General features: G+C 39.1%; 25 protein-coding genes. 2 read left to right on the forward strand and 23 right to left on the reverse strand.

Annotated elements, in window-relative coordinates; translation table 11 throughout:
• Positions 1 to 20: 20 nt before the first annotated feature.
• The 18 genes from PBAT_RS22100 to metH all read right to left on the reverse strand — a co-directional run bounded on the left by PBAT_RS22100 (position 21) and on the right by metH (position 20351).
• Positions 21 to 2108: a hypothetical protein gene (locus PBAT_RS22100; RefSeq protein ID WP_068652839.1), complete on the reverse strand. Its 2088-nt coding sequence runs from the start codon at positions 2106 to 2108 to the stop codon at positions 21 to 23.
• Between the two features lie 5 nt (positions 2109 to 2113).
• Complete coding sequence (locus PBAT_RS22105; RefSeq protein ID WP_068652840.1) at positions 2114 to 4003, reverse strand: P-loop NTPase family protein; 1890 nt, start codon at positions 4001 to 4003, stop codon at positions 2114 to 2116.
• A 2-nt stretch (positions 4004 to 4005) separates the two neighbouring features.
• Positions 4006 to 4839, reverse strand: a complete 834-nt coding sequence (locus PBAT_RS22110; RefSeq protein ID WP_068652841.1) for a hypothetical protein — start codon at positions 4837 to 4839, stop codon at positions 4006 to 4008.
• Positions 4827 to 5543 (reverse strand): hypothetical protein, encoded by a 717-nt coding sequence (locus PBAT_RS22115; RefSeq protein WP_068652842.1) that lies wholly within the window; start codon positions 5541 to 5543, stop codon positions 4827 to 4829. Before PBAT_RS22115 ends, PBAT_RS22110 begins: the two co-directional genes overlap by 13 nt.
• Positions 5544 to 5559: 16 nt before the next feature.
• Positions 5560 to 6597 (reverse strand): SAF domain-containing protein, encoded by a 1038-nt coding sequence (locus PBAT_RS22120; protein WP_157091347.1) that lies wholly within the window; start codon positions 6595 to 6597, stop codon positions 5560 to 5562.
• Positions 6598 to 6740: 143 nt separating this feature from the next.
• Positions 6741 to 7589: a CpaE/TadZ family protein gene (locus PBAT_RS22125; protein WP_068652844.1), complete on the reverse strand. Its 849-nt coding sequence runs from the start codon at positions 7587 to 7589 to the stop codon at positions 6741 to 6743.
• Positions 7586 to 8302, reverse strand: a complete 717-nt coding sequence (locus tag PBAT_RS22130) for a hypothetical protein (RefSeq protein WP_068652845.1) — start codon at positions 8300 to 8302, stop codon at positions 7586 to 7588. Before PBAT_RS22130 ends, PBAT_RS22125 begins: the two co-directional genes overlap by 4 nt.
• A 30-nt stretch (positions 8303 to 8332) precedes the next feature.
• Positions 8333 to 9814, reverse strand: coding sequence for a serine/threonine-protein kinase (locus PBAT_RS22135; protein ID WP_188016958.1), 1482 nt, complete (start codon positions 9812 to 9814; stop codon positions 8333 to 8335).
• A gap of 156 nt (positions 9815 to 9970) precedes the next feature.
• Positions 9971 to 10438: a DinB family protein gene (locus tag PBAT_RS22140; protein WP_068652847.1), complete on the reverse strand. Its 468-nt coding sequence runs from the start codon at positions 10436 to 10438 to the stop codon at positions 9971 to 9973.
• 30 nt (positions 10439 to 10468) lie between these two features.
• Positions 10469 to 11539 (reverse strand): SAM-dependent methyltransferase, encoded by a 1071-nt coding sequence (locus tag PBAT_RS22145; RefSeq protein ID WP_246168261.1) that lies wholly within the window; start codon positions 11537 to 11539, stop codon positions 10469 to 10471.
• A gap of 6 nt (positions 11540 to 11545) precedes the next feature.
• Positions 11546 to 12319, reverse strand: coding sequence for an ABC transporter ATP-binding protein (locus PBAT_RS22150; protein WP_068652848.1), 774 nt, complete (start codon positions 12317 to 12319; stop codon positions 11546 to 11548).
• Positions 12320 to 12637, reverse strand: coding sequence for a thioredoxin family protein (locus tag PBAT_RS22155; protein WP_068652849.1), 318 nt, complete (start codon positions 12635 to 12637; stop codon positions 12320 to 12322). It lies immediately after the preceding gene.
• Positions 12634 to 12981 carry a cyclic-phosphate processing receiver domain-containing protein gene (locus tag PBAT_RS22160; protein WP_068652850.1) on the reverse strand — a complete coding sequence of 116 codons (348 nt, stop codon included), beginning with the start codon at positions 12979 to 12981 and terminating at the stop codon, positions 12634 to 12636. Before PBAT_RS22160 ends, PBAT_RS22155 begins: the two co-directional genes overlap by 4 nt.
• Before the next feature lie 50 nt (positions 12982 to 13031).
• A complete protein-coding gene (locus PBAT_RS22165; RefSeq protein ID WP_068652851.1) occupies positions 13032 to 13886 on the reverse strand; it encodes a deoxyribonuclease IV in 855 nt (284 codons plus the stop codon).
• Positions 13876 to 14742 (reverse strand): Fpg/Nei family DNA glycosylase, encoded by an 867-nt coding sequence (locus PBAT_RS22170; RefSeq protein ID WP_338060051.1) that lies wholly within the window; start codon positions 14740 to 14742, stop codon positions 13876 to 13878. Before PBAT_RS22170 ends, PBAT_RS22165 begins: the two co-directional genes overlap by 11 nt.
• A gap of 19 nt (positions 14743 to 14761) precedes the next feature.
• Positions 14762 to 15550, reverse strand: coding sequence for a TIGR01457 family HAD-type hydrolase (locus tag PBAT_RS22175; RefSeq protein ID WP_068652853.1), 789 nt, complete (start codon positions 15548 to 15550; stop codon positions 14762 to 14764).
• A gap of 371 nt (positions 15551 to 15921) precedes the next feature.
• Positions 15922 to 16851, reverse strand: a complete 930-nt coding sequence (gene rnz / locus PBAT_RS22180) for a ribonuclease Z (protein ID WP_068652854.1) — start codon at positions 16849 to 16851, stop codon at positions 15922 to 15924.
• Positions 16852 to 16958: 107 nt separating this feature from the next.
• Positions 16959 to 20351 carry a methionine synthase gene (metH, locus tag PBAT_RS22185; protein WP_420848819.1) on the reverse strand — a complete coding sequence of 1131 codons (3393 nt, stop codon included), beginning with the start codon at positions 20349 to 20351 and terminating at the stop codon, positions 16959 to 16961.
• Between the two features lie 224 nt (positions 20352 to 20575).
• Between metH and PBAT_RS22190 the strand changes: the two genes are divergently transcribed.
• On the forward strand, positions 20576 to 21118 hold the full coding sequence (locus PBAT_RS22190; protein WP_068652856.1) for a cupin domain-containing protein: 543 nt from the start codon (positions 20576 to 20578) through the stop codon (positions 21116 to 21118).
• 91 nt (positions 21119 to 21209) lie between these two features.
• Here PBAT_RS22190 and PBAT_RS22195 read toward each other — a convergent pair whose 3' ends face one another.
• From PBAT_RS22195 to PBAT_RS22215, 5 genes are all read right to left on the reverse strand, one after another.
• Entirely contained in the window at positions 21210 to 21629 is a 420-nt protein-coding gene (locus PBAT_RS22195) for a FixH family protein (RefSeq protein ID WP_068652857.1), read from the reverse strand.
• Positions 21630 to 21856: 227 nt separating this feature from the next.
• On the reverse strand, positions 21857 to 22651 hold the full coding sequence (locus PBAT_RS22200; RefSeq protein ID WP_068652858.1) for an HAD family hydrolase: 795 nt from the start codon (positions 22649 to 22651) through the stop codon (positions 21857 to 21859).
• A 24-nt stretch (positions 22652 to 22675) separates the two neighbouring features.
• The gene (locus PBAT_RS22205; RefSeq protein WP_068652859.1) at positions 22676 to 23215 is read right to left on the reverse strand and encodes a hypothetical protein; all 540 of its coding nucleotides are present in this window, start codon (positions 23213 to 23215) and stop codon (positions 22676 to 22678) included.
• 27 nt (positions 23216 to 23242) lie between these two features.
• Positions 23243 to 23446, reverse strand: a complete 204-nt coding sequence (locus PBAT_RS22210; protein ID WP_068652896.1) for a DUF896 domain-containing protein — start codon at positions 23444 to 23446, stop codon at positions 23243 to 23245.
• 98 nt (positions 23447 to 23544) lie between these two features.
• Positions 23545 to 23919, reverse strand: a complete 375-nt coding sequence (locus PBAT_RS22215) for a LysM peptidoglycan-binding domain-containing protein (protein WP_068652860.1) — start codon at positions 23917 to 23919, stop codon at positions 23545 to 23547.
• A 175-nt stretch (positions 23920 to 24094) separates the two neighbouring features.
• On the opposite strand from PBAT_RS22215, the gene lexA reads away from it, so the two are divergent.
• A complete protein-coding gene (gene lexA / locus PBAT_RS22220) occupies positions 24095 to 24721 on the forward strand; it encodes a transcriptional repressor LexA (RefSeq protein WP_068652861.1) in 627 nt (208 codons plus the stop codon).
• Positions 24722 to 24807: the final 86 nt, after the last annotated feature.

Raw genomic sequence — 24807 nt, forward strand, 5'->3', positions numbered from 1 at the left:
TAATTTTTTTATTACCGAATTTAAAGTTTGTTGATTTGTTCGTAGTACACGCCAATTTGTGTGAAACTCATATAAATTAATGGAATAACTAAATACAGAAAAATAACGGCATACATGGGTGCAAAACCTATCATTTTTCCCCATCCTGCTTTCGCTTCAATCATTTCTTCATAAGATTGCTTTCTTTGCTCAAAATAGAACTTTCGTTCTGTTTCAAGATCGTCAAATGCTTGCTTAATTGGGATTCTAGCAATTGATAATTGAAGTCTCTCAATTATTCGAACAAGTGGTGTAAAAGGTGCATCTAGTTTGACCTGTTCCAGAGCCTCTTCTGCTCCACTTTCAAAATTCTGGACACACTTATGCAATGGGTCTTTAAAAATATTAGAGAATCTCTCCATCCATTCAAGAATGACTTCGACTGACATACGATCTATTTCACAAAGCATTGCAACGATCGTAAGAAATTGATCTGTTTCATTCTGCATATCCATAGCACGCATTTTCTTCTGGAATAGCAACAACCAGTATGGCATTTGATATCCAACCCACCCTAACATGATGCTAATCAGAAATTCCCACCATTTCAGGTATTCAGAGTTAACTTTTTGTATTTTTGAAAGTATCCGAATAGTTGTAGCGTTAAGTAACGTTTCGTTAAAAGATACTGTTTCATCTTGTTTGACCAACGTCACGACATTGTCTTGCAGTAGCTCAGTTTTCACACCTTTCACTTGCTTCATGATGAGCGTGTCAAAATCCGTTAGCTGATTTGCATTCTGCAATTCTTCAGCAGACATTTTCCCAAACAAGTTGGTGTTATTCGTAGGAGCTGTCATCACATTGTGTATCGTAATATAGTGCATCGTTGAGAAGGCAATCAACATCCCAATAGATAAAATAAAACATAATAAAAACTTATGAAGATAGTGCCATTCGATTGAAAAAGCTGCATTTGCCTCTTTTAATAATCTACTTATCTTAAAGTGTTCACTTGTCCTACGTGGTGGAGTTAGACGATCAACGAGCCACGCTACTCCTGGAATTTTAAAAATTCGCTTTTCCCAAGGATTTTTTCTAACCTTTGTAACATATGTCCCCTCCTGTTGATCTTGCATTTTTTTGAGAAGTACATACGAGCCAAGAACCACTCCAAAAATAATTAATTTAGTTAAAAACCCCATCTTACTTGAATAAAATGCTGCCATTAAAGGAAACTGATTACTTGCCCAACTTTCTATCGGTAGTGTAAATAGAATTGGGATTACCGCAATGGCTGTTAACCCCTTAAAGAGATAGTTTAATTTCCTGCGTTTTAATATTTCCAAATTAATCTCTTCGGTGAGCTTGTTTAAATTATTTAAATATAACGAACCTTCTTTAACGATCTTGTCTCCAAACTCTTGCACTAAGTAAGACATTCCAGCAAAACCTTTTAGATAACGATTGGGAGCAGATTCATAATATAATTCAAGCTTCTCTTCTGGGTTATTGGATGTTAGGACTTCATGTATTTTTCTGGCATGAAGTGCAGCTTCATTAGATGAAGTCTCGGCAGAATCATATATCGATTCTTCGATCATCCCGTGCTGATGATAATTGTGGCGTACATCTTTTAACAAACAAGCAAGTTGAATAAGCAAACGGTCCTCAACGCGATATACAAATGTATCAATCAACATTCCATTCACAACCAACGCTGCAAGCAGAACCATAAATATGAACGTAAAATCTTGATTTACAAATATAAAAATAAGAACGACGGAGCACACAATACTAATCGAAGAAAAAACAATTTTAATAGTCTCACGTCGCATCATATGCTCATCATAAGCATGAATAGCTTGTAGTCTTTTTCTTATTCTAAGAACATACCCCCGAATGACAGGAACCCTTAGGAGAAATACATAGGAATCTTGAAAGAATTGAGAAAATCTTCTCTTCCATTTCTGCTGATTGGTACCCGCTAATAATTCGTATGAACGTATAACCTCTTGTGTACCGTCTCTTTCGGCCCTTCTAGTTAACAGTTTCAGCCAGATGTAAAAGAAGATAGTTAAAGATATGGAACCCAAAAGGACAGCAATTCCTATTGTTCTTAAATCCATCTCATTCACCTCCAGTGATTTTCTGTGAACTCGATAAACTCTTGCCTTTCCCGTGGTGACATGAATTCCAGCATTTCTTCCTGATTTCGACTAGAAATACGATTCACTGCCACATATCCACCATCCTGATATTCGATGATATTCTGAACCTCGTATAATTTCCGGTCCGTTTGTCTTCTGAAATATTCAGTCGTTGTGTTCATAAATAATTCCATCTTCGCTTGTGGATCAGAAACATCGCGATAGTCAGTTGGGTAATCAACATTAAGATCAAGAGGGACAATCTCAGTAACTCTCTCGATATATCTCTTGCCATCCTGATCCTTCTTCATATGAACATCGAAATTCAATATACTAATGACCTGCTGTTCCGCAATTTTTTCATTTGTAAACATTCCAGTCTTCAGCAACGAGTTTCTAATGGATTCTATTAGACTTTTAGTCGTCTTAGCATGATGTGTAAACAATGTGAATAAGCTTGCAACTTGGGCCATTTGGATCATCCAAGCCGCTACAACGTCAGTAGCAATTTCACCAAGTAGGTTAACTACACCATCTGTCTTTTTCTGAAGATCAAGTCCCGCTTGGCCTGTAATCGTATCCGTTTCACGGAAGGATAAGATGTTTCGATTGTGATATATTTTCCTCAAACGTAATTCAAACGTCATTTCTTGTACTCGAATCGTATAGGATGCATGAATGTATCTGACTAATGCCATTAAAAGTGTCGTTTTCCCAGTACCTTGTGCACCCGTAAGTCCGATAATTCTACAACCCTTTATCAAATAGATTAGGAGTGTCATGACTAAAACACGGTTCGTGTCTTTCTCCGATATCAATTCTTCTAGATGAGCAGATCCCGTATCAAATTTTCTAACAAAAAAAGCCCAAGATTCTGAAAAACTGGGTCTTACCACGACAACACGAGAACCATCTTTCATATCGTTGACTTTAAAGCCATTTGCATCTGACAATTGTCCAGGATTGTTATACCGATAGATATTTTGGCAGACTCTCTTTAACTCAGCTTCGGTATTGAAAGAGAGAAAGGCTAAATGAATGGTCTTACCTTTATAAAATATCCAAACACTGTCGTGACCTAAAGGTATGGACTTCATCTTAGCTTGACTTGAACTCATCATCAGATCATTGTCTGGATCAATCTGATCGATAGGTATACCAGATACCCCACCCGACACACCATCTATGCGCATATCACGGATATCATCTATCACGCTGAACCCCTTAAATTCTTGATAAATTCTTTGTACAACAATGTTTAGCATATCTTCGAAGGATAAGCTCTTCTGTTCCTTGTTATAAACTTCATCCATTTCAGCGACCGTTATGATATAAGATTCCGATTGACTATCATCGATCATTTCTTTTAATTCAGCGAGATTGTTGTTATCAATCATTTTTGATAATGCATCCATACCAAAGTTCTTCTTGTATTTATGTATGATGATTTCAAATTTATCTTGGGATGTTAATTGTTCAGAGTTATTGAATGGAATAACCTGATTGATATTCTCACTGTTTAATCCATAGTTTTTATAAAGAAGATCAAAAATTGTGCTTTTGACATAGTTTTTATCATTTCGGTCACCAAAAGTAGAACCTTTTAACGCCTTTTTCAGTTGTAATCTTTGACTTATGTGTCGATTGTATTCTTCTTCAGACAAGAGACCCAATATATCCACGTTAGGTGTTGTTATTTCATTTAGTGCTCTTTTTACGAACTCAACCAATGCTGGAATCGTAAATTTCTTATCCAGTTCATGAGGGTGTTTACGCGATTCTCTCTTCTCGGTAAGTTTAAAGAACATGATAACTCCGATCACGAAGACCATTACGACTATCAGGGATGTATTGATCCACTGACTCGGCAACATACTTAAGCCCCCCGTTCGCTATAAATCTTTGTATCTATTCCTGAAGCATCAAGAATTCCCTTTGCACATTTTCTAACGTCATTCATAAAATGATAATTAACATTCACGGGTCGAATGTTTTTATTTTTGAGAAAGAATTCTAAGACTGATCTATCATTAATAGCATCCATATATCCTGTATTGTGAGGTATCGTATACATCGGGTTATCACATTTAAATGTTCTCTTGATATGCCCTATGTTATATTTAGAATTTCGATCATATTGTCCTAAGACGATCACGTATTCCTTATCCTTCAACAATCCATTGCATTCACATCCATTAAAGAATTGTTCTAATACAGATTGGTTTTGATTCAAATTCACAACGATCAAATCTGAGTTGTATATAACGGTATTTGTAAATGAATTGTCAAATCCATTGTTCACATCGATAAGCGATACGTCATAAAATTGCTTCGCTGCATCGAAAATACTATTTACGACTTCTGAGATAGATCCAAAAAGTTCAGTATCTGATTTAGTCGTTCCTGTCATTAGATCGAGACGGTTTGCTAGAATCGGAGTTGTGAAATCACGAACTAATTCTGGTGTTAATTTCTGACTTCGTACTAATCGTTCCAATGCATCCATACCCGCAGTAGCATAATTCATCTCGCCTTCACCGATATCTTTGTTTCTTATAAATGTAGATTCCAATGTTGGTTTATCCCAGTGTGTATGACTCATTAATGTTTTGGTCATATATTCCATTGAAATAACAGTTGCAACTGCACTGATATTAGCTGTACTTCCAGCCTGCCCTCCAACCGGTGACCAAAAAGCTATTTGCCCCATACGATCTTCCTCCTTTTTGCTTGTTTAAAAGCTGACTTTATTTCTTTATTATCTAAACCTGATATGTCCTCAGACAACTTTATTAGCGTTTTTTTGAATAGTCGTGACAAGTGATTAATATCGCTCTGCCCACTATGCTGATTGTTAATTTTTGAAACGAAGTCATTTTCGTCAAACATCATTTCGAAAGATTCGTCAGCCCATGCGATGGGGAATTTACCCAGAACAGATTCTAAATAGTCTTCAGCTATATCGCATGAAACCTGATTCACAACTAGTTTTGTTAGTTGGATGGGTCCATCATCTATTCCCTTGCTACTAAAGAGTTCATTCAAGAACTTAACTGTCTTTTCAAGGACAATACGTTCATTGTTTACTGCTACATACTTTTTATTGAACTTATGTAAATCTGATTTGGATAGGAATTGTGGGTCATTACAATGAATTATTACTTGATCATATTTTTCATTCGTTGTGAGAAATCCCTCAAGATCTGATAGCTTAAGGAATCCATTTGTTATTTCAAATCCATCGTTCTCAGTTAGCTTCAATTCACCATGATGGATTTGGGAACCATAATAGATAAACTGTTCTAATGTATTGTCAACAAGCAGTACTCGGTTACCCGTCGTCGATAATATTTTGCACGTATACTGAAGCAAATCACTTATATCACACGACCCAAAAAACAATGTATTATTCAATGCTATCCCCCCTTCTCTATGGATTAACTAATGGCTGTTCAAACACTTCGTTTTCTTTCTCTCTAGCATGAACAGGTTGAACAATGGATTCTTGTGGTATAGAGTGATTTGTAGTCGATAATTGTTCCATTGTTGCTCCATTTTGTGGACTAGTGTCTGAAGTGCTTCCGCTGATATCAGGATCTGTTTGTGGTATATATTGATCATTCGTTATTCCTTGATTCTTTTGTTGTTGTACCGTTTGATCATTTAATACCTGTTGTTGCAGCATCATACTACCATTTTGAACTTTTGTGATATCTAGCCCATCCATCTCTGACATCGCCTTTTCTATTCTTGTTCTTCCCCAAGTATCCATTGAAATTTTAGCTTTTTCGAGAATATTTGGGTCTAATTGTATTAGATCGATGACATTAAGATTTATTGGATAGTTCGGAATGGATTTATCCTGCATAAACGGATCAACATAGGTTATTTCATACAGTTTGGCACCATGGATATAAGCATCCACAATCGCACTTTGCATGGCTAAAATTTCGAATTCATTGACTTCATGCCATACCGTAGTACCAAGTAGATCCTTTACTTTTTTCTTCGATAAGATTGTGTAGTCTTGTCCCGTTGGAAACATGATTCGAACATCCACAAATTGTCCCTTTTTAAGTTGGGTTGGTAGCTGAAGCACATTATACTCTTGAATTCTTAGATCTTGTGGAGTAACTCCTTCCTCAAAAAGCATAGAATTAATTAATGGCGTATTAATGCTAGCATCTATCTTTAGGACTTTTCCTATAAAATCTTCTATACCATCGTTCATATTGTCTGGAACATCTTTTTCAGGTAGTTCTATCACCTTTAAATCCGTCTCCGTTAAACTTTCACCCGCCTTCATTTCCTTTGAAGTGACTATCACTCTTTTTTTTGCAGCATTTTGATCTTTAAAGCGTTTTTCTGCCTCATCAATTTGTGACTGATAAGCCAATCGGATTGTTTTCTCTTCTTTGGCTTGTTGTTTAATTAAATATGTAATCCCACCTGCTGATAATGTCCCCATAATGAGAGCTCCAGATAGACTTGCAAGAATCAAGTTTTTTGTTTTCTGTCTAATCTTTGACAATGTTTCTCACTCCCTTAAACTTCTAACGTAGTTCATTACCTTATAGAATAGGCGCTTGGAATTAGTTTCCTGCTCGTCATTTAAGCGCCCTTCTCTATTTTTTTAACCGAATTACTCAAGTTAAGCTGCTCCATAATCTCCCTAGCTACTGACCGAATACTTTCATAGAATGGAGCTGCAGAGTGTTGACTATTCAAGTGCCGACTTCTATGTATAAACGGTAATAAAGCTTTCATATTCCATGCATCTAATAAGTCTGTTGAATACGGAATACCATGTATGGACCCTTTGAATCCGAATCTACGCTTCATATTTTGTAGCGTGCAGTGGGAATGATGATCGTATCTACCAACAACAATGATGTAAGGCTTATGTTGAAGTGCGGCAGGTAGTTGTCCACCTGAGAAAAATGCTTCTATAGCTTGAATATTCTGTGTTAGACTCACGACAACAAGATCTGCGTTATTAAGAAGAGCACCATCCCCCTTAGAATCCAAATCTTCATACCCACATCCTGCATCCATAAGTACGAGCTCATAATATTCATTTGCACATGAGAGGATCGATGGTAGTAACGTAGGTCTGTACCCAGGAAGCGTACCCTCTTTTTTGGCATTACCAGTAATAAAGTCGAGCCTTTCAGGGAGCAAGGGTACCGTATAATCACGGATATTTTCTTTATTAAGACGTCTATTCAGGCATAATCGCTCCAAAGCATCCATACCGCAATCACTCATAGATATGAACGAATGATCTAACGCTACCTTTCCTGTCTGAAATGCTTCCTCTACTCTTTCCCCTGCTGCCCCACCATGTCCCAGTAACATACGTACTCGATATTCCATTCCAATCATAGATGCGACAGAAGCAGCATGAACCGTACTTCCGCTCCCTCCTAGTAATGGACTCCAAAATGCAACTGTGCTCATATGTTTCCCCTCTCAACTTGTAGTAGTGCTTGCTTAATTTGTCTATGATCTAATGGCGTTAACTGTTCTATTAATCTACAAATCACTCTTTTGTAACGTCTTGATAGAGGTTTCATTCGCAAATGTCTTAAATGTTCAGTTGCAAGCTTTAACCCGGTATCTACCTCATCCCAAGGAATAACGATGTACTCATTTGTTAACTGTACTGGCCATCTATCCCTACAACTATCCATAAAGATATGATCCAATAAACAGTCTACTGTTCGTAAATAGATTCTCTGAAAAAGAAGATCGGTCAATAAGGGATCATGTAATATCCATTCATTCATCCATTCTGAGCCTTTTTGAAATGACCAAATACCATAGTTCATATTCCAAGTGCACGCTGCAGCTACATTCCATGTATCCGTTGAACAGAATATTACGTTCTCAATGTCGTAAATAACAATGTCATAACTGTCTAGCCCTGCCCCGTCATTTCGTAAATGGTTCTCCAACTCCATTTGTGAAGTAAACCCACTAGCCACATCAAATTTCATAAATTTAGTGATTGCTGCTAATGGTCGTTCCAACTGTCCCATGTATCGTTGATATTTATGCGTGTCTGTACCATCCACTAAAAGTACTTTCTTATTGGCAGTTGATAGAAGCTTGCACAGGTAGAATAAAATATCACTTTTATCGCACATACCGGCAAACATCCATATTTTCAATAGATTGAGTTCCCCTTTCTGCTCATTAAGCTATCTAATTCCGAATCGAAATCTTCTCCGCTTCACCATTTCCGGGACAATTCCTTGAAATAGTTGACCCATTAATTTATCCATCTCTTCACATTGATCGAAAGGATCGGTATGCATGGGTACACTATAAACTTTAGCTATATTGAGTTGTTTACGAAGACGATGTATAGCATCCGAAGGCGCAAGCGGAAGACAATACACCCATTTATTCTGAGGATGTCTCGTTAGACTATTGATAACATCCACCATTTCCTGCATCCGCCACTCCGAACCCCAACCCACAAGAATCGGTACATCCGCACGCAGAAACTCTTCCAGTCGATCATTCTCCTGGTATGATCCCAAATCCATAACAACACAATCGTAGCTACCTCCAAGCAATTCAATCACATTGGCTCTTGCCGTCTGTCGATAATAATCAACGCCTTCTACGGAGAAACGTCGATCACGTTGTTGAACTAAATCATTCTCCCCTTCGACGATTTGCTGAATTCTACTAAATGCTTTCGCTTCCATATTCATCTCAACGATGGCCACTTTTCTGAAATTTCTAGCCAAATAATGAGCTGTGCAAATCGCTGTATGCGTAGTCCCCGCACCTGAACTCACGCCCATAACTGCAATCACCCGATTCCCAATATGCCCAGTTACTGTACTTAGAGATGAATGACTAAGAGATCCTTGTCTATGATTCATCAACGCAACCATAACTTCATTTGCCGATTGATAACGATCTGCAGGGGATTGGTGTAAACATTTACGAATTATCGGTATCATTCCTTTTGGGAAATCATTACGAACGACAGAATCAACTCCCTCTGACCATTCGCTAGCTAACCCACCTGTTGCGAGAAATAAGAGCAATGCCCCTAATCCATACAAGTCAGATCTTGCATCACTTTGACCACTACCATACTGTTCTGGAGCTGCAAACCCGACTGTCCCAAGCTTTACTGTATCCTGATTCTGTTCTTGCTTAAAATTTCGAGCGATTCCAAAATCAATTAGTCGTAAATCTAATTGTGACGTCAGCATAATATTTGATGGCTTGAGGTCACGAAATACAATGGGAGGGTCATGTCTGTGAAGATAATCAAGTACATCAAGTACTTGTTCGGCTAGCTGTATTATGAAATCATTCTTCACTATTCCACTTCTACTACTCAAATATTTCTCCAGTGTCACACCTTGGATATAGTCCATGACCAAGTAGGCATTTCCTTTGACATCCGGTGGGAAAAAATCCACAATCCTCGGAAGTCTTGGATGACTCAAAGTTATCAATAATTCAGCTTCATCCTCGATGTTAGTAAATTGCTGTGGAAAAGAAAAACACTGTTTCAATGCCCACTGCTTTCCAGGTAACTTCAGATCATCAGCCAAATAAACATGGCTCATACCTCCAGATCCAATAACATGTTGGATCAAGTACCTTCCCCCAATAATCGTTCCTTTTAGAAGTAAGAAGCGTCGATTCATCATTCAACCTCCATTTCACACAAAAAAAAGAAAGTACCCTGAAAAGTAAAGAACCGGTCTAAACCGTATTCTTCGAACTCTTCGGGATACTTTCCCTGTTTGTTTCTATTGGTTAATTTTGGTATTATTATAAATCATTTCAAAGATACTTGTAAAGGATTATTTTCGAAGTGCAAATGTAGCACGATTCCTCTCGATTTGTCCAATATGCCCTTGCAGATGCGTTGACATCTTTTTAATAATATCTTTAAGTAGTATAGTTCCATCGGTGGAATGTGTTCCCGCTCGTTCTCCATCTACATCACGAATACTCTGAAGTGTTGGAGCGAATACTTTCCTCAACAACACAAACAACGCAACTTGATCTTCAATATCCCTTAAAGAATATTGTAATTCACTTGTCCATAGGTTCTGGTCGAAAGCTTGTATGACGGGGTTATCTTCTGCCAGAATTGCTTTAATCCTGTGTTGTAATATCATTTCAGTATCAACCACATGGACGATAATTTCTTTTATACTCCATGACGTAAACGTAGGTTTATAATTTAATTCTTCAACCGGAATACTACGTACGAATTGCGCAAACACTTCCGCGTCAGCAATAAACGAAACTATATATTGTTGCAAAAGATAAACCCCCTCATGTAATTCAATCCATTAATATTTAATCATATGAAGTGTTATTTCATCGCGATTATGAAATAGCTGTTTAGCATATTGTAATTGCATCTGATCCTCTTCGAATGAAGCAATCACTTCCTTGATTAACGCCATTGGCTTCTTATGCATTAGCTTCACGGTAACAATGGCTGTGCCCCCTGGGGATAGACAATAGAGTAGATCTTTAACGAGCTTAACCATTTGTTTCGGGCTCCAACTCATATCACATACTAACAGATCAAATTGATTGTCACGGAACTTCACTTCTGAGGCATTCTTTCGCATAATCTTTAATTGCGAGTTATTCACTAATGACTCGTGCATCTTCGCTGGATCAACCGCCGTCACGTGTATGCCACGCTCAAGTAAGAATGATGTCCAACCTCCAGGTGCTGCCCCAATATCAAGTGCATGACGAAATGCTGAGAAATCAATACCGAAGGATCTCTCTGCCTCTAGCAATTTGAATTTGGCGCGAGAAATCTGCCCTTGTTCTTTTTGAAAACGAACAGCTCCACCATTCCAGTCAGAGATGTTATCTTGAGGACGCGATACACCAGCATAAATATGATCCGATGAAACAAATACAGACAGCGTCCATTTAGCATCTTGCACCGTGAACTCCGAGTGTAATCCTTCCAATTCTACGAGTAAACGTTCCCTAAGTGCACCTGCACTCTGCTCACTCAAACTATGTTCTGATTTACGAACTTGAAGTGAAACACATGCACCTTGTAGTTCTTCTTGACGAAGTAAATAAGCCTTCAATTCACTTACACCAACATCTAATTGATCAGCACCAATCTCGATATCCACGGGCTGAATATGACGTACGAAAATAGGAGCTTGATTCGCTATCATGCTTGCGACTTCATTCCATGTATATGCAACGCTCACCAAAAATACTTCGCCCGAGATAAGTACGGTACTTTTGACACTACCGAATAAGCGACGTAGTTCCTCTTGTGCGAAAGGAGCAAATCCATGATTTGCTGTAACTATAAACCGTGACTGACGTTGCTCTTGTTGTTCTACCTCTTCATTTATATTTACATTGTTATCATCCAAGTTGGATTAACCTCCAGAAGTTACCTTGATCCAGGGACGTCCGCCGTCCCATTCCAGTTCAACTGGAATGTCATAGGTACGCATAATCATATCTTTATTTAGAACTTGTTCTTTCGGTCCTGCACCAGCTAAGCGACCATCTTTAATAAGAGCAACATGGGTAAAAAGTGGAACGATTTCTTCCACATGATGAGTAACATAGACGACCGTTATATCGCGTTGTCGCAAACGATCTACTTCAATTAGCATTTTTTCACGTTCAAACAGATCAAGACCAGCACAAGGCTCGTCCATGATGAGAAGCTTAGGATTCCCCATTAAACAACGAGCAAGCAACACTTTTTTACGTTCCCCTTGAGATAAGGTACCTAATGTATGTTCCGCTAATCGAGCCATATTCATTTCTTCAAGTAGACGATATGCATCCTCTTTCACTTCAGAAGGAATAGTCTCATAGAAACGCAAATACGCATACGCACCCGTAGCTACAACTTCCCACACGGGATCCGTCATAGCAAATCTATCTAATAAGGAAGGACTGATATATCCAATACTTTTGCGAATTTCACGAATATCACACTGCCCATACACATTGCCCATTACTTCAACTCGACCACGACTAGGAAACAGATATCCTGTCATCATTTCTAACAATGTTGTCTTTCCAGAACCGTTCCTACCTAGGATAGCCCAGTTCTCACCACTTTTAATCTCAAGAGATACATCATTCAGTATAATATCATTCTCTCTTTGTAGCGTAATATTTTGCATCGATATCATTCATGTCACACTCCTTATCGCTTCTAATAACTCTTCCACAGAACCCATACGATAGCGAATCCTTGCTGGATAGCTGCGATCTGCATCCATAAGCAGCAGAGCAGGTACACTTTTAATCTGGTACTCTTGAGCTATTTCAGGCATCATATTAACATCAGCCACAGACAGTATTTCTGAGGGAAGTAAATGTTCCGCCACTTCCAACATCCGTCGAGCAACTTTACAGGTTCCACATAGTGGTGTGTACAGAAATACAGCCATAGGTTTACCCTTATGATCCATTTCAGAGCGTAATTCTAACTCATTCAGAAGCCTCATGATACATCAGCAGCCTTCGCAATACGATGTAACATCTCATCACTCATTGGCCCGTTGTGGAGAATCATATCCGCAGGTTTATGCTCATACAACAACTGGTACATCTCCTGCTTTCCTGACATACTTGACGTATGTAGATAAACCTCGCGTGGATATAATCCTTCTCTAATGATAGCCATCACTACATCTCTACCACACATGTCACTATCGAATCCAAGTTCGTAATCAAGTGATAAGATATCAACGTCACTTTCACGAAGCATCATCAAACATTCCTCACCATTACGAGCTAAGGCAAATCCTGTAGGACACCGACGGTAATCATCTAAGTACAAATGAATCATAGTCATCATCCCTTCTATGGTTTGACACTCTCTCTCTCTACATGTTCTCTTTATGGCGAAGTCCAGCGGAGAACTTTGGAGATGTCCTCATGATGTGTTCCATCGTTCCCTACTTCCGTCTCCATCACAATTGCCGCATTCACAATACCTTTGTACTTCAATAGCTTTTGAATAGGCTTCTCCCCAATGAAACCTTCTCCCACGCGTGCATGGCGATCTTGCCCAGAACCGTAAGGAAAGCGGGAATCGTTAAGATGAACAGCTATGAGATTACTCCAATAATCCAATACCTCACCTTTTTCGAATAACGAATCCGTATGAGAAGTATCCCATAATCCTGCCGTAAATGCATGACATGTATCGAAACAGAAGCCAATTTTATCAGGATAATGGGATAACTTACGTATATTAACCATTTCCTCAAGCGTAGTGCCCATACTGTGGCCATGTCCCGCTTGATTCTCAATTAATATCTTTGTCTGTCCTTCCCACGAAGAGAGTACCTCATTAAGACATTTTAATATATTTTTATAACCTTGTAACGGGTCTTTTCCTTTATAGTGACCAAAATGAACCACCACCCCCAGTGAACCACAGGCTTCTGCAATACATAGATCATTCTGTATTGACCTCACTGTTAGATCGTACAATGACTGTTCTTGGCTCTGATCTACAGCTAGATTGACTGGATAAGGCGTATGCGCAATACTTACAATTCCGGCCTCTACGCATAAGATCTTGCATCTTTCTGCGTCTTTACCATCAAAGTCTTTAATATGCAAACTACGTGGGTTCTTAGGGAAATATTGAAAAGATCGAGCCCCCATATCAATCGCGCGACGTGCTGCTTTAGCATAGCCACCTCGAATACTGATATGACTCCCGATCTTCAGGTTATCGATCATGCTGACATGTAGGGCAATAGAACGATTTTTTACTATTCAACTCCGTTTTAACTACAATACCACCACATTGAGAGCAAACTTCACCTTCACGGTCATATACTTTAAATGCTAATTTATAGCCACCTGTATGAGAATCATCTTTCATCACGGGTGTATCAATATAACCACCAGCATCGACAGCTTTTCTTAGAACTGATTTCATACTATTGTATAATCGCTCGATAGCTTCTAGCCCTAGATCCTGAATCTTAGCCGTTGGTAATAATCCCGCTTCAAAGGCAATCTCATCAGCGTAACGATTCCCAATTCCGGCAATGACATGTTGATTCACAAGTAACGTTTTCAAAGCACCACGACGACCATTCACAATATTTAGGAACCGCTCACTATTCATTCTTCGATCCGTCACTTCCGGACCAAGTTGACCCAGTACTTGTTCTACTTCCTTGGCAGACAATAGATGAACGTAGCCTAACCGAAGACCCATAAAGTAAAGCGTCGTTCCTCCAAATGTAATTTCTACTTGCGTATTCCGCTGAGGAAGATCCTCTTTCTTACCAACATATAAGAGACCACCAAGCATAAGATGCACTAACAATCTACGTCCGTTGTTTAAATGAAAGTTCAAATATTTACCACGACGTTCTATAAAAATAACCCTTGTATTCAATAATTCAGAGATGAAAATATCCTGCTCGATATTAATGGACTTCTCCCTATTTACGATAACATTCGTGATGGGAACATCCAAGATCTGATCAGAAATGATTCGTCTGTAATTTTCCATTTCGGGCATTTCAGGCATGTGTTCTTCAACCCTTTCATCTTTCATGTGTATAATTATGACGCCATTCATTGAATAGCTTACATTTATTTTAAGCCGTTAGGAAATTAAGAAGCTCATGTAAGTCCTTGCAAATAACATCTGGTTCCACGCCAGTAGACTGGATATGCTGTTGCAAGTTATTTTCTGTAGTGATTCCAGTAAGAACTAGGACCGTTTCACAACCAGCTGCAGCACCAGCAGCAATATCAGTACGCATATTGTCACCAATGACAATCACGTCTGTTGCCTCCATACCTAATTTATCCGTTGCATAGGTCATTAAATGACTGGAAGGTTTTCCAATGACAATAGGTTTCACGCCAGATCCTGCTTCGATTGCAGCAGCGATTGTACCTGCACCTGGTATTTGTCCATCATCAGAAGGAAGAAGTAAATCAGGGTTAGTTAGAATGAATTGTGCACCTTCACAAATCCAACCAATCGCTGCAGATAATGAATGATATGTAAAAGTTCGGTCAATCCCTTGCACCACATATTGTGGAGCATGATCTACTTCTTGTAACCCAGCTTCTGATAACGCATGACGTAGCCCATGTTCACCTAGGACTGCCACTCTTGCTCCTGGTGATTCGCTAGCAATATACTTTGCCGCTGCTTGTGAAGATGTACAAACATCGCGAGGAGCAGCTTTAATGCCCATACCATTTAATACATCTGCTACATCTTCTGCTGTTCGAGATGAGTTATTAGTTACGAATAAATACGGAATATGCAATTCTTTCAACGTATTTATAAGTGTGTCTGCTCCTGAAATCATATGTTTCCCATGATACAACGTACCATCTAGATCAATTAATAGACCTTTAGACTTCTTCATTTCTAAGAAACATCCTTTCAATGTAAGACCCATTAATTTGTAACTATCCATTAAATTAATGATGTGAAGCATTAATTATGTTACATAATGCTCTATTGAACCCATATACTCCGAAATGTTACACCTTCCACTATCACTTCAGATAGTGGGAAATGTTTCAATAAATAATACTAACGATACTTAACAAATCATTATTTTGTGACACCTAAGGCATATAACACCTCATATCGCATCATTTCCACTCATCATTCGTCATATATTATCGAACTATAACTGAAATCCCTAGCATTTTTATGGAACCCTGTGTCTAAACATGCGCTTGCCCGGAAAATAATTGATGGTTATTTCCAATGTAATACACATCAATTATCTCATTGTATACGTTCAATTGGAAGAATGTGAAATTCTTCTGCTAACATGGTATTCGGGAAAATCTCTTTAGCTTCTTCAAGAAGCTGTCCAAGTTGTTCCATGTCCTTATATCTTGAACTGAAATGCGTCAAAACCAATTGTTTCGCTTCTGCCTCTTTAGCAGCGTTAGCGGCTTGAACTGCTGTACTATGATAATACTCGTGAGCAGTCTCTACCATCTCATGGAGAAATGTAGCTTCATGAATAAGCATATCTGCACCTTGTGCTAAGATTACAACAGCAGGACACGGGCGGGTATCTCCTAGAATGGTTACAATTCTTCCCTTCTTCGGCTGTCCCAACACATCTTCTGGTCGTAACACTGTCCCATTCTCTAATTCAATACTCTCACCAGACTTAAGCTTACCATACATTGGACCTGGTCTGATCCCATGCGATTCTAGGAGTGTCTGATTCAGACTCCCTGTACGATCCTTTTCCGTCACACGATAACCATAGCTGTCTATTCGATGCTCCAATAATCTAGATTCAACAACAAATCCCTTATCTTCAAAAATAATTCCACCCTCATGCTCCACTACCTCTAATACATAGTCCACACGTGATTGACTTAGTTTCATGGTCGTGTCTAAGAATTCTTTAATCCCATGAGGTCCATATACCGTTAAGGGCGAAGTCCCACCTTGATTATTACGACTAGCAAGTAATCCAGGAAGACCAAATAGATGATCTCCATGTAAATGTGTTATAAATATTTTCTCCAGTTTACTGAGCTTTAATGGTGAACGAAGGATCTGATGTTGGGTAGCCTCACCACAGTCAAATAACCAGAAGCTGCGTCTTTCTTCGAATAAACGCAGTGCGATAGAGGTCACATTTCGTTGCAGCGTTGGAACACCTGCATTCGTACCAAGAAACAATAATTCCATGCTTCTATACTTTCTCCTTTCAACAACCAAGCATAAGATCCCCCGAAATATCGGAGGATCTTATGCTGATATGTCCAAGTGGTATTTACTTCATATATAACGTTGCTTTATGCTTTCTCAACATTGAAATATTGGGCTTGTGGATGGCTAAATACCATCGCGGATACAGAAGCCTCTGGTTCCATCATGAAGCCTTCCGTTAACTCAATGCCAACGTCTTCCGGTTGTAAAAGCTTAAATAACGGTCCTTGATCTTCTAAATCTGGACAAGCTGGATAACCAAACGATACTCTGATTCCTTGATAACGAGCACCATGACGTTTCTTCATTGTCATATCCGCTGGATCTGGGAAGCCCCACGAATCCCGCATCATATGATGGATACGTTCAGCTAATCCTTCCGCTGTCTCTAATGCAACTGCCTGCAATACATGCGAACGAAGATAGTCTCCGTTACCCTTCCAAGTTGTAGACAGTTGTTGAACACCGTGTCCTGCCGTAACGATAAGGAATCCTACATAATCCATGATTCCACTCTCTACAGATTTCAAGAAATCCGATAGACAAAGATGCGGCTCAACTCTCTGACGAGGGAAATTGAACGTGTGTAACACTTTCGAATGATCTTCTGGATCGTAGATAATAATATCGTTACCTTGAGATTGCGCTGGGAAGAAGCGATATATCGCATGAGCCTGAATAATTGCATTCTCTCTTGCCTCATCTAATATAGTATCAACACTCGCCTTCAGTTCCACTGCTTTCGCATTTCCTTCAGCTAATAATGTTTCCACCGATCCACGCAACCCAAGATGGTGACCCAATAACATCTGCATATTCACATAAGGAATAATATGAGAAATAGGATAATTACGAAGAACGTGACGTTCTGTATCTGGTGGAATAAGCACAGGATTGTCCGTTGCAATCGTAGACTTTACTGCACGAGTTAACACTGGTAATGGAACGGTCTCAAGGCTAGCAGCTAAGATGGCCTCTTGTTCAACAAGCATATCTGCTATCATCACTTCTCGTAGCTCTGGGTCCATTAGTTTGTTTGCAATATCTAGACCATCCATAGCATCCTTCGCATAGACGACCATACCATCATACTCGGGTTTAATACGTGTTTTGGTAAACTTACGAGTAAGTGCAGCTCCACCTACCATAATTGGAACATCAATGTCTGCAATCTTTAAATCCTGGGCCGTAACAATCATTTGCTGAGCCGATTTCACAAGTAATCCTGATAACCCGATAATATCGGCTTTCTCATTTCGATAAGCTTCTATAATCTTATCAGGTGGTACTTTTATACCCAAGTTTATGATCTGGTAACCATTATTAGAAAGAATAATCTCGACTAAGTTCTTTCCAATATCATGAACATCACCTTTTACTGTCGCTAAAATGACCTTTCCTTTTACGCTGCTCTCATCCTTCTCCATGAAATCCTCAAGATACGTGACGGATGCTTTCATGACTTCAGCACTTTGCAATACTTCAGCTACAATAAGTTCATTATTGTTGAAAAGTCTACCTACTTCCGCCATGCCAGTCATTAGAGCGCCATTAATCAATTCTAGCGCAGAGTATTTCTTTAATCCTTCTTCCAAATCAGGAAGTAGTCCTTCTTTCGTTCCTTCTACAACATAAGAAGCAAGACGTTCTTCTAATGTAAGATTAGAGATCTCTTCCTTTTTAACGATTTTCTTTTCTCTGAAAGCTGCTACAAAATCAGCAAGCGTCTTATCATTTGTATGATAAATAAGATCTTCTGCAAGGCGACGTTCTTCTTGCGATATCGAAGCGTATCTTTCTAGCTTTTCCGTATTCACGATAGCATAATCTAGCCCAGCTTTTGTACATTCGTACAAATATACTGAATTTAATACTTCACGGCCCGCATCAGGTAAACCAAAGGAGATATTACTTAGCCCAAGAATGGTTTTAGCCTGAGGGAATTTCTCCTTAATTAACTTAATCCCTTCAATCGTCTCAACAGCCGAACCGATATACTGTGGATCACCAGAACCTACTGGGAACATATTTGGGTCAAATATGATATCCGATGGATGTAAACCATACTTATTCACAAGAAGATCATACGAACGCGTCGCCACTTCGAGCTTAGCTTCACGTGTGACCGCTTGTCCACGCTCATCAATCAAGATACACACGACTGCTGCTCCATATCGATGTATCAGAGGAACAACGGATTCGAACTTTGATTCACCATCTTCAAGGTTAATAGAGTTAATTATTGCTTTCCCTTGCGAATACTGAAGACCTAATTCGATAATATGATCATATGTAGAATCAATCATCAACGGCGCTTTGATCTTCTTAGCTACCATTGGAAGGAAATGATTCACAGCGAATTCCTCATCAATATCCGTGTCCTGAAGGTTAATATCTATAATTTGAGCTCCACCCTTAACTTGAGAACGTGCAATTTCAGAAGCCTCATCAAATTTCTCTTCCTTAATTAGGCGTTTGAATTTCCGAGAACCCGAAATGTTCGTACGCTCTCCGATCATGATTGGGCGATTATCCTCTTCAACGAAGACTGCATCAATACCTGAGATTGCTGGAGGATGTTCCCCGTACACACGACGAGCTTCGTATTTAGATAACGTCTCTGCCATTACTCGGATATGCTCTGGTGTCGTTCCACAGCATCCTCCTGCAATATTCAACCAGCCATTTGAAGCAAAGTCAGCGATCTTAAAAGCAAGTGATTCCGGTGACTCATGATAATGCCCGTTCTCATCCGGTAGTCCAGCATTTGGATAACAACTTACAGCTGTTTTGGCCATTGCAGCAAGAGATCGAATATGATCTCGCATAAACTCAGGTCCAGTAGCGCAGTTAAGTCCGATTGAGATTGGATTAAGATGTTCTAGGGATAAATAGAAGGACTCAATGTTCTGCCCAGCTAAGGTTGTACCCATCGGTTCTATTGTACCGGAGATCATGATCGGTAATGTCACACCGCTTGTTTCAAAAGCTTGACGAATACCAATACTTCCTGCCTTCACATTCAACGTGTCTTGACTTGTCTCTAACAACAACATGTCGACACCACCCTCGATCAAAGCAAGGGCTTGTTCCTCATAAGATACAATTAATTCTTTAAAGGTAACCCCACCTGTCACAGACAAGGTCTTCGTCGTAGGTCCCATTGCACCAACAACATAACGAGGTTTACTATCCGTACTATATTTATCTGCAGCTCGGCGTGCAATTTCAGCAGCTTTTAAGTTGATTTCCCGAGCCATTTCAGGTATATCATAATCAGCAAGTACAACTGAAGTTGCACCGAATGTATTGGTCTCAATCATATCTGCACCTGCAGCCAGATATTCTTCATGGATCCGTTCAATCACATCTGGACGGGTCAGAACTAACATTTCATTACAACCATCCAACTCTTCTCCACCAAAATCTGCTGGCGAAAGATCCTCTTGCTGAATCATTGTCCCCATAGCACCATCCATGATGAATATTCGTTCTTTTAATGATTCTTCTAGGCTCTGTATATTCAACTTATATCCCCCCTGCAAAACGTTAAATATTATTTTAACAGAATACGTTACAATAGAGAAGCAACTTCGGTGCAATTTCTCTTGATAGGAGTAGCATTTCGCTAAATCAACCATCGACAAAGAAATAATCCTGTATTATAATTCTAATTAAACCAAGTGGGAAAGAAGGGTTACAAATGGCTGAAATTGTTATTAGAAACACGAACGAACGCATCACCGGAGAAGAAAACGTCCGTACTTTCTTGGAGAGTCAAGATGTTGTTTATGAAAGTTGGGAACCGGCTAAGTTACTAGAAGAATTACAAAACAATTTCATTTTAACGGATGAACAGAAAAGTACGATCCTTAAGATTTATGATACGGAAATACAAGATTTGGCTGCACGTCGTGGATATAAAATATGGGATGTCATCACACTTTCCGATTCAACTCCGAATCTAAGTGAACTTCTAAACAAATTTGAAGAAGTCCATACCCATACCGAAGATGAAATTCGTGCCATTGTGTCTGGTAAAGGAATCTTCGTTATCAAAGGTTCAGGGGATGTTGGCTATTTCGATGTTGAATTATCCGCTGGAGATGTTATCTCTGTACCCGAGAATACGAATCATTTCTTTACATTAATGGATAACCGTCAGATTATCGCTGTCCGCCTGTTTATCGAAGAGAATGGCTGGGTGTCATCACCTGTCAATGATCCTGACTTTAAAAAAGCATAATCATATATTTCATATTTTAAAAGACAACCCCATCCTTTTTCCCTTATGGAAAAGTGAGGTTGTCTTTTTTTTGATGTTATGTTAGGTCTGCTCAATCCGTAACGGTTATTTCTTTCTTTGGCATCGTATGCATAGCCCCAACTGTTACATGAGAAGTAACACTATATTTATCCGCTTGATCGAAGCTTGTCTCCAGAACATATATCCCATCCCCCACATGCTTTGCAGGTAGCTCTACATGTTTCCCGTTGGCGGCTGAAGGTACGATTTCAATGCTCACTTTGTCTGCATCCGTCACTTCCTTGTTATTCTGTGTCACCAGAACTTCAATCTTCACATTCTCTTTCACTCTCACTGGGTCGGGTTGAATACTTAATTCTACGATAACCGGAGATAATGAACCATCGTTTACCATATCCATCCCTGCATGGTCTTTACTTGCGCTATTACACCCTACAACACCTGATAAAAGGATCAACAATAAACTTGTACCCGCGATCATTCTTCTCATGAAATCAACCACCTTCTAATCACTTTTTGACTATCAAATCATGCCATTATGTACTCGTTCTACTTATCAATACTATTATAAAGCTCAAACTCCATAAGAACGATTGATTTATACACAATATTGTGACATTTATCATATCAACAAAAAACCTCTCACTCTATCGAAACAGAGAAAAAGGCTAGTTATACAAACGAATAGTACAAATCGTATGTATGGTGAAATAATTATTAAGAGAATTGAGCAATGATCTTGTGAAGTTGTGATAGATGCTCTATTTCGAAGTTAGGAACAATTTCAGGGTCCGCAGGTTTGTTGGTTCTATTTATCCATACTGTCTGAATTCCTGCAGCAAGACCCCCACGGATATCCGTCGTTAATTTATCACCAACCATGAGCGCTTGATCGTTAGTAACACCTAATTTAGAAAGTGCATGATTAAAAATAGAAACGTCCGGTTTACCTTTACCGAATTTACCAGAAATGATAATTTCATCGAAATACGGAGCTAATTCTGGAACACCATCCAACTTCTCTTGCTGTAATGCTGGACATCCATTCGTTAGTAATAGTAACTTCACCTTACCACGTAACTCTTCAAGTACTTTAAAAGTTTCCTCATATACATGTGGACGTGAACGTCTTTCCGTACCGAATTGATCAGCAAGTTCCGCACCCAACTGAGCGTCATCAATACCCATTTTCAAAAGGCCCAGTCTCCAAGATTCTTTACGATATAAAGGAACAATCTGTTCTAGCTGACGAAATTCAGATTGTTCCCCTGCAGTAAAGTTCCCCCAAAGTCCTTCAAATGGGTTAATGCCAATCATAGTAGTGAAAGGATAGGTCTCATATGACTCATATAAGGTTCTAGCTTCACTTCTAACGGCAGCTTCTAATTGAATAGAATCTATTCCAGTAACTTCGGCAGCTCTCTTACAAGTTGCTTCAAAAGATTCCTCGACACTACGATCATCCCATAATAGGGTGTCATCTAAATCAAACATAACAGCATTTATCGACATCTCTCTAATTCTCTCCCTCACCCATTACTTTTCGAAAGGTATATTGTTTGCTTTAGCAAATTCTTCCAAACGCATTCCCATAGCCTGAATATCATAGCGGTTAATAAGACGCGTAAATACCCAGTTACCACCCTTACCACTCTGCTCGATCACAACAGAGCCTTTAGCAACTTTAATGTTTGTAACTTTTGAAGCTGACACATCACGCACTCTATTTAACCTTGTCGTCTGTAAAGTATCTTTACCTACTAGTAAGTAGGGACGTCTCAAATAAATAATAACCCCAAGTAAGATGTATGCTCCCATGATAAACCATGTCATCGTTGGTGTATTTAAGCTCTCATTGCCAGGAACATTGCTTGAAGCAATACCAAGGAATCCATATAAACACGCTAACAAGACTAACACAACAGGAAGAGCTATTTTACGACCTTTAAATGTATCTCCACTTACCACAGATCCAACATTTGACATACTGGAAATGCTTGATTTACCTTGTTTCTTACGTTGCTTATTGAGCTGGTTTTTATTTTTCTGAACCATTCTCTCCCACGAACGAGCCATGCCGTTGTCCCCCTTTATAATGTAGGTTTACTTATTGCTTTCTTGATCAGAACTCGGTTCTTCATCTGTGAACTCTATCGAATCCAACTGTTGCTTGAAATTGCTACGAATGTTCTTAAGGTAGTGTTCACGAAGACTCGCACGTTCTTGCAATTCATCTTCATTTAAACCTACTGTTTTCTTCTTTTGGGCAAGTTCGTTAATGCGTAATATCACGTTGTCTATATCCATAAACTTTCCTCCAATCATGACTAACAGTACTAACTTTGCCATGATAAAAAGAGCTTGTCAAGGATTCCTCCTCACCAAGCTCTATTGAACGTTCTAATTCAGTATTGTGGTAATGAGAGCACCTCACCAGCCTTAATTGTACCTCTAGATAATTCATTTAAATGTTTCATTTCCTTGATGTATACGCGAGTATCCATTCCAGCCGGTTTCTCTTGAACGGCAATCCCCCAAAGTGTATCTCCAGGCTGTATAATCAAATGTCTCTCCTCACGAACTTCTCCTGCGGAATTAGCAAATGCACTGACCATTCCAGTACATCCTACAGTCAGTAGTAACAACACCCATATGAGTCTCTTAATCAATTGTGGTGATATGAAAGCACTTAGTTTGACTCTCCATGCATATGTATTTGTACGTGTAAGTGTATCGCTAGTAGGTCTATGAATACTTTCGTAAGTACTGTATCTCAACATATTAATACCATCTCCCAAACGTTTGTTCTTGTTATTGAAATAACTATAACACGAACACTTGTTTCTTTCAACACTTTTTAGAACAAATGTTCTTGCCCATTCAGAACCTACGTTTGTGCGAACGACAGTTCTATGTTATAATTTCCCGAAAGTCACTTTAATGAGGTGGGTAAATATGTCGAAGATATCTAGCCGACAACAATCAATATTAGAATTCATACGTAACGAAGTACGTACTAAGGGATATCCGCCCTCCGTACGGGAGATCGGAGAAGCTGTTGGACTAGCTTCAAGTTCAACTGTACACGGACATTTGGACCGCTTAGAGAAGAAAGGCCTCATTCGAAGAGATCCAACTAAACCACGAGCGATTGAAATTTTGGGACAAGAAGAGTCTGAGAATGCTCACCTTTTCACTCATGATGTATCCCGTGTACCAATTGTTGGTAGAGTGACCGCCGGTATACCTATTACTGCAACAGAGAATATAGAAGATTATTTCCCACTCCCTCAACATTTCGTGGGTGATGAGAAAGTATTTATGCTCTCTGTCATGGGAGATAGTATGATCGAAGCTGGAATTCATGATGGAGACCTTGTCATTGTACGCCAGCAACAGACAGCTGATAACGGCGATATCGTTGTTGCGATGACTGAAGAAGATGAAGCTACGGTCAAGACCTTTTACAAAGAAAAGGACCATATTAGACTTCAGCCTGAGAATCCAACTTATGAGCCATTACGTTTAAATCATGTTACGATCCTAGGTAAGGTCGTAGGTCTCTTCCGCGATATTCATTAAGCAATCATCAATTCATTTCTTTAAATTATTTATGCGACAGGAAAGAATACGGTTGCTTACCATGAGCTGTATTCTTTTCTTTGTTT

Origin of the sequence: Paenibacillus antarcticus, from assembly GCF_001637225.1 — a bacterium.
Classification (GTDB): domain Bacteria; phylum Bacillota; class Bacilli; order Paenibacillales; family Paenibacillaceae; genus Paenibacillus_AQ; species Paenibacillus_AQ antarcticus.